Raw genomic sequence first — 13675 nt, forward strand, 5'->3', positions numbered from 1 at the left:
GTTTCGGATGGAGACCGTAAGCCCCGTTATCATTTCGTTTTATTCCTGCGGCGGAAGCTGCGGAGGATTGCCGGGGTCATCCACACCGTTCACCGGAACGGAAAGTTTTGCACGGCGCTTTTTCCGGCGCACAACCAGCCAGACAATACCGCCCACGACGGCAAGCAGCAGCAGGATCGGCAGACCGCCGATCACCACGACGAGCGCACCCTCACCCGCGTCACCCATCCAGCGCAGAGACTGCCGGAACTGGTACGAGATCTTTTCGCCGAGCGTTACGGGCGTTTTGTCGATAATCGTCGCCTTGCTCACTTCAAACAGGTCGACCGTAACCGTGCTGTAATTCACCAGCGAATCATACTGGCGCAGGGTGCCGGTCAGCTGTTCGATCTGGTAGGTCACATCGGCCAGAGCCTTCTCCAGCTCCACAATATCGGCCATTTTATCGGCCTTCTTCATCAGCTCCAGAAGGCGGTCCCTCTGGGTGTTCAGAGCGCTCAAATGCGCCTCGGTGTCGTAGTAGCTTTCCGTAATATTTTCGCTGCTGCTGGAAACGTTCAGCACCGAACCGATCGTGCCGGACTTTTCTTTCCACACCTTCAGCTTTTCCTGTGGAATCCGCAGTACATAATGCGCCGTGCGGCTGTCATTTTTCTGCAGCGCACCGTCGCCGTCCACACCGGATTCTTGAATGTAGCCGCCAAGCTGCTCTGTGAGCGCTTGCAGCGTTTGAATCGATTGGTCAAACTCCAGCGTTTCGATACGGTAACTCAGCCGCTCTATGATCTTCTGGTTGGAAAGCGCCTTCTGCGCGGCACCAAGATCGGTTCCGCCGCCCTCCACGCCGGCGTTCTCCTGTGATTTTGCGGCGGTTGTGACCGATGAGGCCACCGAGTCCATGTTCTGAGCGGCAGCAGTCTTAGGGCTGGCGCTGCCGGCAGAGCAGGCGGTAAACAGCAGGGAAGCTGCCGCTGCCAGCATAACGGCTGAAACAGCTACCGGATGGTTTCTTCTGGTTCTCACGGGGATCGGCTCCTTTCTGTTCCTAAAAGGGTTCCATTCTTCCGCGGGTTCCACCCGCCCGTTTTGTCTAGATTATAGCAGTCCCTTCCATTTCCTGTAAAGAAACAATCCCGTAACCACATGGGTTAAACCCGCACACATGTCGCGGAGCAATTTGCCGAAAGCAACTGTATCTTTTTCTGTAGGAGGAATTCTGTTCTTTTCCAATATTTTGTTATATACTGAAAATATGAAAGGACACTGTTTCACCAGGAGGAATCATAAATGGAGTGTTTTAGAAGCTGTGATATTGCTGATCTTACGGAACTGCAAACGATAAGCCGGACTGCATACTCAGATGCATTTCATCATTTGCTTGATCGAAGCGACGTGGAAGTGTATGTAATGAGCAAGTACAGCAGCGAAAATCTGAAAAAAGAGCTGGAAGACGGCGCGAACCATTTTTTGTTTTTGGAGGAAGACGGCTCAGCCGTGGGCTATATGAAATACATCCTGGAGCAAAACGCTTTGGAGATCGACAGGCTATATATTCTGAATCATTTTAAAGGCAGAGGAGCAGGTTCAAAATTTATGAAGAAGGCGGAAACGCTTGCTGCGTCTCACGGTAAAAAAGTCTTAACACTGGGCGTGTTGGAAAAGAATCTACCGGCCATTGCCTTTTATAAAAAGAAAGAGTTTACACAGTATTCGGAAGAACCAGTTATTGTTGGCCATTCTGAATACCGCTTGCTTTTGATGAAAAAGGGGCTTTGACCCACTGAATCTGTTTGATGATTTCCTCCCTCTCAATGTATGGTGTGGGCCCAGCCTGCAAAAAGCGCCGTTCCTCAAAAGGAACGGCGCTTTTTTCGATTGATTCATAACGCACAGGGCGGCGGCAGGTTCAAAATCACCCCAAGAGCTTTACTAAGACCGCCTTCTGCGCGTGCAGACGGTTCTCGGCTTCCTCAAAGATTTCATCTGCGTGCGCTTCGAACACCTCTTCGGTGATCTCTTCGCCGCGGTGGGCGGGCAGGCAGTGCAGGACCATTGCCTCCGGCGCGGCCAGCTTCAGGTTTTCCGAATTGATCTGGTACCCGGCAAAATCGCGCTGGCGCTTCTCTTTCTCCGCTTCCATACCCATCGAAGACCAGACATCGGTAATCACAACATCCGCTCCCGCGATCGCCTCTTCGGGCTTATCGGTCAGGAAGAAATTCGGGTTGCCCTTCGCGAATTCCAGCACCCGCGCGTCCGGCTCGTAGCCCTTGGGGCACGCCGCCGAAACCTTCATCCCCATCTTGAGGCCGCCGACTGCCAGCGAATTGAGCATGTTGTTTCCGTCGCCAATAAAGCACATCTTCAGGCCGTCGAGCTGGCCGCGCGCCTCGCGGATCGTCATCAGGTCTGCCAGCACCTGGCAGGGGTGGGCAAAATCCGTCAGGCCGTTAATGACCGGGATCGAGCCGTACTCCGCCAGAGCCTCCACCTCAGACTGTTCATAGGTGCGGATCATGATGCCGTCGAGGTACCGCGACAGCACGCGGGCAGTATCCTGCACCGGCTCGCCGCGGCCGATCTGCAAATCGCTGGACGAAAGGAACAGCGGGTACCCGCCAAGCTGGTACATGCCGGTTTCAAACGACACGCGCGTTCTGGTAGACGCCTTCTGGAAGATCATCCCCAGCGTTTTGCCTGCAAGGCGCGGGTGCGGAATATTGTGTTTCTTTTCATATTTTAGTTGATCCGCCGTGTTGAGGATGTCTGTAATCTCCTCTGCAGACAGATCAAGCATTTTCAGCAAGTGTTTCATGAAAGCTCCTCCTCGAGAGTCTTTTGCAGGATTTGCATGCCCTTGTCGATTTCTTCGTAAGAAATCGTGAGCGGAGGCAGCAGCCGCAGTACGTCGTGTGCCGTCAGGATCAGCAGCCCGTTCTTCACACACGCTTTTGCAATGACGCCTGCCTCACCCTGTTTGAGCGATGCGCCCAGCATCATACCCATGCCGCGCACTCCGGCAATCTGGGGCATGGCCAGCAGGCGTTCCCGCAGGTAGGCGCCCTTTTTCTGAACCTCCTCCAGGAAGCCGGGAGCGGTTACGCGCTCGAGCACGGCCAGACCACCCGCCGCGCAAACCGGATTTCCGCCGAAGGTCGTCCCGTGGTGTCCGGGGCCGAGTACGTCCTTCAGCGCCTCGGTGCAGAGCACCGCGCCGATCGGCAGGCCGCCGCCCAGGCCCTTGGCGCACGAAACCACGTCGGGCTGAATATCGTACTGCTCAAAGCTGAAGAAGCTGCCGGTACGGGCAATGCCCGTCTGCACCTCGTCCACCAGCAGAAGAATGTCGTTTTCTTTGCAGAACGCGGCTACGCCCTGTACGAACTCCTTGCCGAGCGGCAGCACACCGCCCTCGCCCTGAATCATCTCCAGCATCACGGCACACACGGTTTTGTCTGCCAGCGCTTTGACGCTTTCGAGATCATTCGCTTTCGCATACGCGAAGCCCGGGGTAAAGGGAGTGAAATACTGGTGGTGCTTCTCTTGTCCGGTCGCAGTCAGTGTAGTGATTGTGCGGCCGTGAAACGACTGAATCAGCGTGATGACCGTACCGCGTCCCTCGCCGTATTTGTCGCTGCTGTATTTTCTTGCCAGCTTGATCGCGCCTTCGTTTGCTTCCGCGCCGGAGTTTGCAAAGAACGCCTTGGAAAACCCGCTGGCCCCACACAGCTTCTCGCCGAGCTGAATGCTGACGGGGCTGTAGTATAAGTTTGAGATGTGCTGCAGCGTCGCAGCCTGCTCCGAAACAGCTTTGACCCACTGCGGATCACAGTAGCCGAGCGAATTGACGCCGATGCCGCTGCCAAAATCGATGTACTCTTTGCCCTCGGTATCCACAGCCTTGGCACCCGAGCCGCTCGCCAGCGCAACCGGAAAGCGGTTGTAGGTAGACATCAGGTATTCCTTTTCCTGGTTCTGCACCTCTTGAAACAGCATTTCATTTCCCTCCTATCCGTTAATAAAACATAGTGCCGATCCCCTCATCGGAGAACAGCTCGATCAATATGGAATGGGGCGTGCGCCCGTCGATGATATGCGCTCTGGGAACACCGCGCCGCACCGCCTCCACGCAGCAGTCGATCTTCGGAATCATGCCGCCGCTGATGATGCCCTCTTTTTTCAGGCGCGGCACGTCGCTGACGTTCACCTGAGGGATGAGGGTTTCTTCGTCGTTTTTGTCGCGCAGCAGACCGCGGATGTCCGTCATCAGGATCAGCTTTTCCGCGCCCAGCGCCGCCGCGATACGCGACGCCGCCACATCCGCGTTGATGTTATACGCCGTCCCGTTTTCATCCGCGCCGACCGTCGCGATGACCGGAACATAGCCCGCCTCGGTCACGTCGGTGATCACGGAGGTGTTCACATGGGTGATGTCACCCACAAAGCCAAGGTCTTCTTCGGCCTGCAGCTTCTGCACCTTGATCATGCCGCCGTCGAGCCCGCACAGGCCCACCGCGCGGCCGTTGTTGCGCTCAAGCAGCTGTACCAGGTCCTTATTGACCTTTCCGGCCAGCACCATCTGCACAATATCTACCGTTTCTTCGTCGGTGTAGCGCATTCCGTTGACGAACCGGCTTTCCTTGCCGATCTTTTTCAGCATCGCGCTGATTTCGGGTCCGCCGCCATGTACCAGCACCACATGGATGCCCACCAGCTGCATCAGCACGATATCGCTCATCACGGCCGCTTTCAGGTCTTCGTTCACCATGGCGTTGCCGCCGTATTTGACCACCACGGTTTTGCCTTTGTGCGTTTGAATGTAGGGCAACGCCCGAACCAGCACCTGCGCTCTGTCACTGTTCGAAATTTTCATCTGTTCACATCCTTATTCCGCCCTCCGTTTGGTCAGGAGCGGTAATCTCCGTTGATCTTGACGTAATCGTAGGTCAAATCGCAGCCGTAGGCCGTGGCCGCAGCATCGCCGTCGTGCAGCATCACATTGATGTTGATTTCATCCTCTACCAGAATCTTCTTCGCCACATCCTCGTCGAATTCAATACCCGCACCGTTGCGGCATACCGCAATGGTTCCCGCCTTGGACTCGAAATCGAGGTCCACTTTCGCGATGTCCACCGGCACACCGGCATAGCCGATCGCGCACAGCACGCGCCCCCAGTTGGCGTCCGCGCCGAACATAGCGGCCTTGACCAGGCTGGAACAAATCACACTCTTCGCGGCGGCCTTTGCGGCGGCTTCATCCTTGCCGCCCTCCACATGGCAGACCAGAAGCTTTGTCGCGCCCTCGCCATCCTTCGCGATCATCCGGGCCAGCGCGGTGCAGATTTCTTTCAAGCCCTGCGCAAACAGCGCAAAGGTTTCTCCATCCGCTTCGATCTTCGCGCTTTCCGCTTTTCCGGAGGCCAGAATCGACACCATGTCGTTCGTAGAGGTATCGCCGTCCACACTCACCATGTTGAAAGTATCGTTCACCGCAAGACTCAGGGCTTTTGCGAGCACCTCCGGGGCAATCTGTGCGTCGGTCGTCAGAAAGCCGAGCATTGTCGCCATGTTTGGATGAATCATACCGGAGCCTTTCGCGATACCGCCGATCACAAATTCCACTCCTGCGCCTGTTACTTTCAGCGCGACCTGCTTCTTCGCGAGGTCGGTCGTCATGATCGCCTCTGCCGCCGCATCGGAACCCGTGGGAGAAAGCGTTTTGACCAGCTCCGGCACACCGGATATGATCGGCTCGATCGGCAGAATCTGCCCGATCACGCCCGTGGAGGCGACGATCACATTCTCTGCCGGAATGCCGAGTGCCTCTCCGGTGATCCGGCACATCTCCATTGCCTTTTCCTCGCCGTCGGCGTTGCAGGTGTTGGCGTTGCCGCTGTTGCAGATCACTGCCTGCGCCATGCCGTTTTCCAGATTTTTCTTTGTGACGACCACCGGCGCGCCTTTTACAAGGTTCTGGGTGTACGCTCCCGCTGCCGAGCAGGGGGTTTCGCTGTAAATCATCGCGAGGTCGCTCTTGGTTTTATTTTTGCGGATACCGCAGTAAACGCCGCCCGCCAAAAACCCTTTGGCCGCTGTTACGCCGCCCTCAATCCATTCAAAACTCATGTTGGATTTCCCCTTTCCTGCTCTGCCGTGTTAAAATGCCGGGGGCATCATCAAGAGCCCGGCGGTTTCTTCTAAGCCAAAAATCAGATTCATGTTCTGCACCGCCTGCCCGGCCGCGCCCTTGACCATATTGTCGATGGCCGAAATCGCAACCAGCTGCCCGCAGCGCGGGTCTGTAAACAGCGATACATCGCAGAAGTTCGAATACCGCACGTTCTTGATATCCGCGCTCATGCCCTTTGGCAAAAGACGGAGAAACGGTTCGTTTGCATACGCCTCTTCATACGCCTCGCGGAGCTGCTCCTGTGTGACCCCCGGTTTGAGGGAAGCATAGCAGGTAGCCAGAATGCCGCGGTTGATCGGCAGCAGATGCGGCACAAAGGTCAAGTGGATTTTTTCTCCCGCCACGTGCGACAAGGTCTGCTCCATTTCGGGAGTGTGACGGTGATTTGCTACCTTATAGGCAGAAAAGCCCTCATTGAGCTCGGGATAGTGTGTGTTTTGGGCAGGCTTGCGGCCCGCGCCCGTCACACCGGACTTACAGTCCGCGATAATACCCGAAAGCTCTACCAGCCCATTTTTCACCGCCGGGGCCAGCGCCAGCGGCACCGCCGTGGTGTAGCAGCCGGGGTTCGCGACCAGGCGCTTGCCTTTGATGTTCTCGCGGAACAGCTCCGGCAGGCCATAGGCCGCCTCGCTGTGCAGTTCCTTACTCAAAAAACCGCCGCCGTACCACTCGGTATATTCCGCCTCATCCTCCAGACGGAAATCCGCGCCCAAGTCAATAAACGCACGGCCCTTATCGTGACACTGCTGCGCCAGCTCCTGGGAAAGCCCATGAGGGAGCGCGGCGAAAATCATATCGCTTTTTTCAATGACCTCTTCCTGATCGGTACAGGTCATGTCACATCGGCCAAGGTACGCCGGGTACACCTCGCTGAGTGCCTGCCCGGTAAAGCTGACTGAACTGATAGCCGCAAGCTCCGCCTGTGGGTGGGCCAACAGCAAACGAACGAGTTCAGCCCCCGCATAACCTGTGGCGCCGATGACTCCCGCTTTGATCATGTTTCATTCCTCCTCATGGGTATTTCTTTTTATTTTTTATATTTTTCTGTTGTAGAAAGCAGATACCTTTGCATTTTATAGAACGAGCTTTTCTTTATGTGATGCGGCTTCCCCGCAATGTGACCGCAAGCCCAGCCTGTCTGCTGGCGCAACCTTGCCCTCATGCCGGAGCGGGCTTGTTTTTTGTTATTAAAAGCGAATTTTTTCTGCGAGTTCTCCCGCGTAGGAATTCTGCTGGCGCAGCCCTGCCCCTCATGCCGGGGCGGGCACCTACTTTCGCCGCGAGGCAAAAGTAGGCAAAGGCTCGCCAAAGGACACCTTTGGAATCCGTTTTGGGGAACATCCCCTGATTGCGCAGACAAAAGCTGTCTGCAAGGCGCTCCAATGAAAACGCCCACTCTCCTGGCAATTGCAAATCAACAGCTTCGTGCTTTCGTCCGTCGGCGGGCATTTTCAGAGCGCTCTCGTTGGCCCGCAGATTTTCTTTCAGCAACTTTTCTCAAAATTGTTTCCGCGTGGAAACGAACACTTTCTTTTTACGAACTGATCCACAACGTATCAGCGGGTTTAACCCGCCCGCGACGTGCGTGCAGGCTCAGCCTGCCTGTTCCAAAAGCTTCAGTACCCGCTCCGCCTGTGCCCGCACATTTTCGGGGGCGGGCGCACCTGTTACCTTTCGCCCTGCCACACAAGTTTCAAGCGAAATGGCCTGATATACGCCATCGTCAAACGCGGGGCACGCTTTCTGGTATTCCGAAAGGGGCAGGGTCTCCAGCGTCTCGCCCCCGGCGATGCACTGGGCCACCAGAGCGCCTGTAATTTTATAGGCATCGCGGAACGGCAGGCCCTTGCCCACCAGATAATCCGCGCAGTCTGTCGCGTTGATAAAGCCCCTGGCCGCCGCCGCGCGCATATTCTGCGGCAGCACCTTCATCGTTTCAATCATCGGGATGAACGGCGTCAGGCAAAGCTTTAGGGTGTCCACGGCGTCGAAAATGGCTTCCTTATCCTCCTGCATATCCTTGTTGTACGCAAGGGGAAGACCCTTGAGCATCGTCAGCAGCGTCATCAAATCGCCGAATACACGGCCCGATTTACCGCGCACCAGTTCAGCAATATCCGGGTTTTTCTTCTGCGGCATGATGCTTGAGCCGGTAGAAAATGCGTCATCCAGCTCTACAAACTTGAATTCCCACGAGCACCAGAGGATGATCTCCTCTGAAAAGCGGGAAAGGTGCACCATCGCGAGCGACACGGCCGCGGCCAGCTCTACACAGAAATCGCGGTCGGCAACACCGTCCAGACTGTTCTGGCTTACGCCCGAAAAGCCCAGCAGACGGGCAGTCATCTCACGGTTTAAGGGGTAAGTCGTCCCCGCCAGAGCGCCGGAGCCAAGCGGCAACACATCCATGCGTTTGTACGCGTCGCCGATGCGCTCTACGTCGCGCAGGAACATCTCCGCATAGGCCATCAGGTGGTGCCCAAAGGTGATCGGCTGCGCCCGCTGCATGTGCGTATAACCGGGCATTACGTCCTCGCTGTGCAAAATCGCCTTGCGGCACAGCACCTCGATCAGCTGCTGAAGCTGCGCCTGCAGCACGCCGCATTCCTTTTTCAGGTAGCAGCGCAGATCGAGCGCCACCTGATCATTGCGGCTGCGGGCGGTGTGCAGGCGCTTGCCCGCGTCGCCCACGCGGGCAGTCAGCTCGCCCTCCACGAAGGTGTGAATATCCTCCGCATTCGGGTCGATCGCAAGCTTGCCGCTCTCAATGTCCTGCCAGATGTCCATGAGGCCGTCACAGATGACATCCGCCTCGTGCTGCTCGATCACGCCGCATGTGCCCAGCATGGTTGCATGGGCGATGCTGCCTTCGATATCTTCTTTCGCCATTCGGCTGTCGAAGGAAATGGAAGAGTTAAAATCATTTGTTTTCGGGTCAACTTCTTTTTGGAACCGTCCTGTCCAAAGCTTCATGTGATTGCCTCCGTCATTTTGTTCTGAAAAGCAGACGGGGGCGAACAAAATGTTGTCCGCCTCCCGCCAAATCCCACGCCGAAGCCGGCAGGATTATGATTTTCTCTTCTGCGCCATCACCTTCAGCGGCAGACCGAACAGGTTGATAAAGCCTGTGGCATCCGCCTGGTTGTAAACCTGATCCTCGCTGAACGTGGCGACTTCTTCGTCATACAGGGAGTAGGGAGAGGTTACGCCGGCATCGATGATGTTGCCCTTGTACAGCTTGAGCTTCACATCGCCGGTCACATACTGCTGGGTGCTGTCCACAAAGGCGGAAAGCGCCTGACGCAGCGGAGTGAACCACTGGCCGTTGTACACGATATCAGCAAACTTCAAGCTGATTCCCTGCTTGTAATGATACGTTTCTTTGTCGAGCGTGATCTCCTCCAGCTTGTTGTGCGCGTGGTACAGGATCGCGCCGCCGGGAGTTTCATACACACCGCGGGATTTCATGCCGACCAGCCGGTTTTCCACCAGATCGACAATGCCGATGCCGTTCTTGCCGCCCAGCTCGTTCAGCTTCCCGATCAGCGCAACGCCGTCGAGCGCCTCGCCATTGAGCTTTGTGGGCACACCCTTTTCAAACGAAAGGGTGATATAGGTCGGCTCATCGGGGGCCTGCTCGGGCGAAACGCCCAGCTCCAAAAAGCCTTCTTTATTGTAGTGCGGCTCATTTGCCGGGTTTTCCAGATCAAGACCCTCGTGCGACAGATGCCACAGGTTCTTATCCTTGGAATAGCTGGTTTCCTTCGTAAAGCTCAGCGGAATATTGTGGGATTCCGCATACTCGATCTCTTCTTCTCTGGATTTGATGTCCCATACTCTCCACGGAGCGATAACAGTCATTTCAGGGGCCAGCGCCTTGATGGTCAGCTCAAACCGAACCTGATCATTGCCCTTGCCGGTGCAGCCGTGGCAGATGGCGTCCGCGCCCTCAGCCTTGGCGATCTCGACGAGCCGCTTTGCGATGATGGGTCTTGCAAAAGAAGTGCCCAGCAGATATTTGCTCTCGTAAACCGCATTCGCCTTCAGGGTCGGCCAGATGTAATCCTCGACAAAGGTCTTTTTCAGGTCTGCAATATACAGCTTGGAAGCGCCGGTTTTTCTCGCCTTTTCTTCCAGACCGGCCAGCTCGCCGTCGCCCTGACCAACATCCGCGGCCACCGCGATGATCTCGCAGTCCTCATAATTTTCCTTCAGCCAGGGGATGATGACAGATGTATCTAAGCCGCCGGAATACGCCAGCACAATTTTCTTGATTTGCTTTGCCATAAGTAGCACTCCTTTTTCATCAATCTTTTTTCCACGCTAAGTCTTGTGTTTAATTATACGCTTTAAGTTCAAAAAATCAACCCCATTTTGCATAATTATTCAATTTATCCATTCGCGACAAAGATTGACCCAAAAGCTTGCCCCGTTTGGATAGAATGAATAATTCCCATGTCAGGCTCGTGCACCGCAAAATCCGCTTGCATTTTTTCCATATGGTGGGTATGATAAAAATGAAACGAATCAAAAATGGAGGTTACGATAATGTTGGAGAAAATCAAGCCGGAAGACCTGTCGATCAACCCCTTCACCCTGATCGGCAAAGAATGGATGCTGATTTCCGCAGGGACCGAGCAGAAATATAACATGATGACCGCCAGCTGGGGAGCCCTGGGAGTATTCTGGGGCAAAAACGTAGCCAGTGTCTATATTCGCCCGCAGCGGTACACTCTGGAATTTGTGAATGAACAGGAATATTATGCCCTGAACTTTTTCGAGGACTCCTACAAAAAAGCGCTGGCCTACTGCGGCGCTCATTCAGGCCGCGACGTAGACAAGGCAAAGGAGAGCGGGCTGACCCCTGCCTTTGACGCGAAAGCACCGTATTTTCAAGAAGCAAAGCTGGTGCTGATCTGCCGCAAGCTGCACTGCCAGAAGCTTGACCCTGCCGGGTTTATCGATCCTGCCCTCGACGGCCAGTGGTACCCCGAGAAGGATTACCACCACATTTTCCAGGGTGAAATCGTAGAAATTTTGCAAAAAAAATAACCACAAAGCTTCCGAAGCCGCCCCCGCCTGAGGAGCGGCTTTTGCCTTGCCATAAAAGCCGCAGGAGTTGAATTATGAATCTACAGAAAGCAGATTATGGAACCATCACCCAATTTGGCTCACTGGATGATTTAAATCAGAAACTCAGTATGCAGACTCAAAGCTTAGGTGACGTTCTTGAGCAGACTGATGCGAACGGAATCAGTTTATTGCAGAAGGCATTGATCGGCAGAAAATTTGACATCGCCAAATATCTGCTTGATGAAGGAGCGAAAATAAATATTATTTCGAAAGACGGCTGCAATGAGTTACATTATCTCGCCGCAAATATCAATTTTGATGCCGCTATTCCAGTCGCCCGGTTATTAATCAAACACAGCGCTGATTTAAACCATGTGGATAAAAAATATGGAGACTCCGCTCTGCTCTCCCTTTGCCTGGAGCTTCTGAAACGACACACAGAAGAAGGCATGAAGTTCCTCGAAGAGATTTTATCACAAGATATTGGCCTTGATATCGTCAACAAATCAGGTGTATGTGTCAGAACTTTACTCCATGAGCGAGGGACGGACAGAATGAAATTGTTGTTAAAAGATAAGGAAAAACAGAAAACCGCCCTCGCCCTGAATGAGAAATATAGAGAGGATTGACATTCCCATGGAAAACCGCACCGATTCATTTGTAGACCACTGGCATTCCGTTTATTTTTTCATGCCGCTTTTTGAGGCTCCTGTTACGATGCCGTCTTTGGAGGAATTCCGCGGCGCGCTCACCCGAACCTTCGGCGAGGTGGAACTGATCGCAGAAAATCCCAAGATGCCCGCGCAGCCCGGTGAGCTGCTGGGGGCTGCCCTGTGGGAGCATCCTGCCTACTACGCAAAGGAGGAGAAAAGCGTTCCCTCCCAGCTGGTTCTATATGGAGCGAACAAATTTGACCAAGAGCTGTGGAACGAACAGATCACCGCGCAATTCTGGGACCTGCCCGATAAAGAGGAATGGCTTGCGCGGTGCCGATACTCCATTATGGCCAGCAACATGCTTGCCGCAAACCTGCCGGTCATGGAGCGCTTTCAAATTATGGCGGAGTATGCCGACCTGATTCTGGAGCTGTTCCCCGCGTGCATCGGCATCTATTGGCCCCACAGCCAGCGACTTACCACGCGCGAGGATTTTCTGAACACCCGCTGGCAATCAAAAGAGCTTCATTTTTTAGACGGCGGTGTAAATGTACGCTTCTTCAACGTCAACAGCTCGGACGAAATGGTATTCGACACGCTCGGCCTCACGCCCATCGGCCTGCCGGACCTGCAATGTCATTGTAAGGATTTGGACCCCAACGATATGGCGGGTTACCTGTATAATCTGGCCGCCTACCTGTACCGCAGCGGAGATGTGATTGAGGACGGCAACACCGTAGAGGGGCTCACCCACGAAAAATGGCGCTGCCGGCGGGAAGACGCTCTGGCCGGCCCCGCCCGTATGGTGTTGGATATCCATGCAGGCAAATATGCAGGCGGCAACCGCTGACGAATTTCGTTCTTCTCCAACAGAGCTTGCCCCGGGCGATTTTATTTCACAATTTTATTTTTGTGGGAGAACCGTTTTTCTATATGGTTCCCGCACGGGAATTTCTGGTTGTGCGGTGCTTGCCCTTCGTGCCGGGGCGAGCACCTATTTTCGCGAAAGGGCGAAAGTAGGCAAAGACCTTCCAAGGGAGGAGCCTTGGCGAGTCTTTGCTTCCTTTCTTTTCGCAAGAAAGGAAGGGCCCGGCCCTGCCTGAGGAGCAAGCCTGCCCAAATATGACTTTTCTTCGCATGAAGATTAAACTTTCTGTTAAAATTAGCACTCTCGTGTTGACAGTGCTAATTCTGCGTATTATAGTATAGACGTACCAAGAAAGAAGATCCTAATCAAGAGCTTCTAAGTGGGCATGAAGATCAGAATTTGATAGGAGGAATGATTTATGTTGCCCAGCCTTTTTGGTGAAAATCTATTTGATAACTTTTTTGAAGACCCGTTTGAAAAAAGCCTCTTCGGCGGCCGTAACCCGCTGTATGGCAGACGCGGCCAGAATCTGATGAAAACCGATGTGAAGGAGCTGCCTCAGGCGTATGAGCTGGCGGTAGACCTGCCCGGTTTCCAGAAGGATGAAATCCATGTGGATCTCAGCAATCATTACCTGACCATCAGCGCTTCAAAGGGTATGAGCAAAGAAGAAAAAGATAAGGATGGCCAGTATATCCGCCAGGAGCGTTACAGCGGCTCCTGCTCACGCAGCTTCTATGTCGGTGATGTAAGGCCCGAAGAAGTCAGCGCAAGATACGAAAACGGTATTTTAACACTTTCCTTGCCCAAGAAGAACGCAAAGGCTCTGCCGAGTTCTTCTGAAATCTCGATTCAATAAACCGAGCGCGGCAGAGCAATGCCTCT

General features: G+C 54.3%; 13 protein-coding genes. 5 read left to right on the forward strand and 8 right to left on the reverse strand.

The window, feature by feature from the left end; all coding sequences use genetic code 11:
* Positions 1 to 39 precede the first annotated feature (39 nt).
* Positions 40 to 1023, reverse strand: a complete 984-nt coding sequence (locus HMPREF1141_RS02910; protein ID WP_009060822.1) for a DUF4349 domain-containing protein — start codon at positions 1021 to 1023, stop codon at positions 40 to 42.
* Positions 1024 to 1287: 264 nt separating this feature from the next.
* Here HMPREF1141_RS02910 and HMPREF1141_RS02915 point away from each other — a divergent pair, with 264 nt between their 5' ends.
* Entirely contained in the window at positions 1288 to 1776 is a 489-nt protein-coding gene (locus tag HMPREF1141_RS02915; RefSeq protein WP_035316471.1) for a GNAT family N-acetyltransferase, read from the forward strand.
* A gap of 136 nt (positions 1777 to 1912) precedes the next feature.
* Here HMPREF1141_RS02915 and argF read toward each other — a convergent pair whose 3' ends face one another.
* The 7 genes from argF to HMPREF1141_RS02955 all read right to left on the reverse strand — a co-directional run bounded on the left by argF (position 1913) and on the right by HMPREF1141_RS02955 (position 10480).
* Entirely contained in the window at positions 1913 to 2815 is a 903-nt protein-coding gene (argF, locus tag HMPREF1141_RS02920; RefSeq protein WP_009060912.1) for an ornithine carbamoyltransferase, read from the reverse strand.
* Positions 2812 to 3996: an aspartate aminotransferase family protein gene (locus HMPREF1141_RS02925; RefSeq protein WP_009060847.1), complete on the reverse strand. Its 1185-nt coding sequence runs from the start codon at positions 3994 to 3996 to the stop codon at positions 2812 to 2814. The genes argF and HMPREF1141_RS02925 overlap by 4 nt, the downstream gene beginning before the upstream one ends.
* A gap of 19 nt (positions 3997 to 4015) precedes the next feature.
* On the reverse strand, positions 4016 to 4873 hold the full coding sequence (gene argB, locus HMPREF1141_RS02930; protein WP_009060880.1) for an acetylglutamate kinase: 858 nt from the start codon (positions 4871 to 4873) through the stop codon (positions 4016 to 4018).
* A gap of 32 nt (positions 4874 to 4905) precedes the next feature.
* Positions 4906 to 6126, reverse strand: coding sequence for a bifunctional glutamate N-acetyltransferase/amino-acid acetyltransferase ArgJ (argJ, locus tag HMPREF1141_RS02935; RefSeq protein ID WP_009060855.1), 1221 nt, complete (start codon positions 6124 to 6126; stop codon positions 4906 to 4908).
* Between the two features lie 30 nt (positions 6127 to 6156).
* Complete coding sequence (argC, locus tag HMPREF1141_RS02940) at positions 6157 to 7191, reverse strand: N-acetyl-gamma-glutamyl-phosphate reductase (RefSeq protein ID WP_009060830.1); 1035 nt, start codon at positions 7189 to 7191, stop codon at positions 6157 to 6159.
* A gap of 595 nt (positions 7192 to 7786) precedes the next feature.
* A complete protein-coding gene (argH, locus tag HMPREF1141_RS02950) occupies positions 7787 to 9166 on the reverse strand; it encodes an argininosuccinate lyase (RefSeq protein WP_009060809.1) in 1380 nt (459 codons plus the stop codon).
* 93 nt (positions 9167 to 9259) lie between these two features.
* The gene (locus HMPREF1141_RS02955; RefSeq protein WP_009060816.1) at positions 9260 to 10480 is read right to left on the reverse strand and encodes an argininosuccinate synthase; all 1221 of its coding nucleotides are present in this window, start codon (positions 10478 to 10480) and stop codon (positions 9260 to 9262) included.
* A gap of 261 nt (positions 10481 to 10741) precedes the next feature.
* Between HMPREF1141_RS02955 and HMPREF1141_RS02960 the strand changes: the two genes are divergently transcribed.
* From HMPREF1141_RS02960 to HMPREF1141_RS02975, 4 genes are all read left to right on the forward strand, one after another.
* Entirely contained in the window at positions 10742 to 11245 is a 504-nt protein-coding gene (locus HMPREF1141_RS02960) for a flavin reductase (protein WP_009060821.1), read from the forward strand.
* Positions 11246 to 11319: 74 nt separating this feature from the next.
* The gene (locus HMPREF1141_RS02965) at positions 11320 to 11895 is read left to right on the forward strand and encodes an ankyrin repeat domain-containing protein (RefSeq protein ID WP_009060917.1); all 576 of its coding nucleotides are present in this window, start codon (positions 11320 to 11322) and stop codon (positions 11893 to 11895) included.
* Between the two features lie 7 nt (positions 11896 to 11902).
* Positions 11903 to 12772, forward strand: a complete 870-nt coding sequence (locus tag HMPREF1141_RS02970; RefSeq protein ID WP_009060875.1) for a DUF4261 domain-containing protein — start codon at positions 11903 to 11905, stop codon at positions 12770 to 12772.
* Positions 12773 to 13208: 436 nt separating this feature from the next.
* Positions 13209 to 13649, forward strand: a complete 441-nt coding sequence (locus HMPREF1141_RS02975; protein ID WP_009060842.1) for an Hsp20/alpha crystallin family protein — start codon at positions 13209 to 13211, stop codon at positions 13647 to 13649.
* The last annotated feature ends 26 nt before the right edge of the window (positions 13650 to 13675 follow it).

The sequence above is a fragment of the Clostridium sp. MSTE9 genome, assembly GCF_000277625.1.
Lineage (GTDB): Bacteria > Bacillota > Clostridia > Oscillospirales > Acutalibacteraceae > Faecalispora > Faecalispora jeddahensis.

Bases quoted from the DNA above. Each gene is read 5' to 3' on its own strand.
- argB (WP_009060880.1), bottom strand. From the start codon at position 4,873: ATGAAAATTTCGAACAGTGACAGAGCGCAGGTGCTGGTTCGGGCGTTG.
- HMPREF1141_RS02925 (WP_009060847.1), bottom strand. From the start codon at position 3,996: ATGCTGTTTCAAGAGGTGCAGAACCAGGAAAAGGAATACCTGATGTCT.
- HMPREF1141_RS02955 (WP_009060816.1), bottom strand. From the start codon at position 10,480: ATGGCAAAGCAAATCAAGAAAATTGTGCTGGCGTATTCCGGCGGCTTA.
- HMPREF1141_RS02975 (WP_009060842.1), top strand. From the start codon at position 13,209: ATGTTGCCCAGCCTTTTTGGTGAAAATCTATTTGATAACTTTTTTGAA.
- HMPREF1141_RS02960 (WP_009060821.1), top strand. From the start codon at position 10,742: ATGTTGGAGAAAATCAAGCCGGAAGACCTGTCGATCAACCCCTTCACC.
- argC (WP_009060830.1), bottom strand. From the start codon at position 7,191: ATGATCAAAGCGGGAGTCATCGGCGCCACAGGTTATGCGGGGGCTGAA.
- HMPREF1141_RS02970 (WP_009060875.1), top strand. From the start codon at position 11,903: ATGGAAAACCGCACCGATTCATTTGTAGACCACTGGCATTCCGTTTAT.
- argH (WP_009060809.1), bottom strand. From the start codon at position 9,166: ATGAAGCTTTGGACAGGACGGTTCCAAAAAGAAGTTGACCCGAAAACA.
- argF (WP_009060912.1), bottom strand. From the start codon at position 2,815: ATGAAACACTTGCTGAAAATGCTTGATCTGTCTGCAGAGGAGATTACA.
- HMPREF1141_RS02915 (WP_035316471.1), top strand. From the start codon at position 1,288: ATGGAGTGTTTTAGAAGCTGTGATATTGCTGATCTTACGGAACTGCAA.
- HMPREF1141_RS02965 (WP_009060917.1), top strand. From the start codon at position 11,320: ATGAATCTACAGAAAGCAGATTATGGAACCATCACCCAATTTGGCTCA.
- argJ (WP_009060855.1), bottom strand. From the start codon at position 6,126: ATGAGTTTTGAATGGATTGAGGGCGGCGTAACAGCGGCCAAAGGGTTT.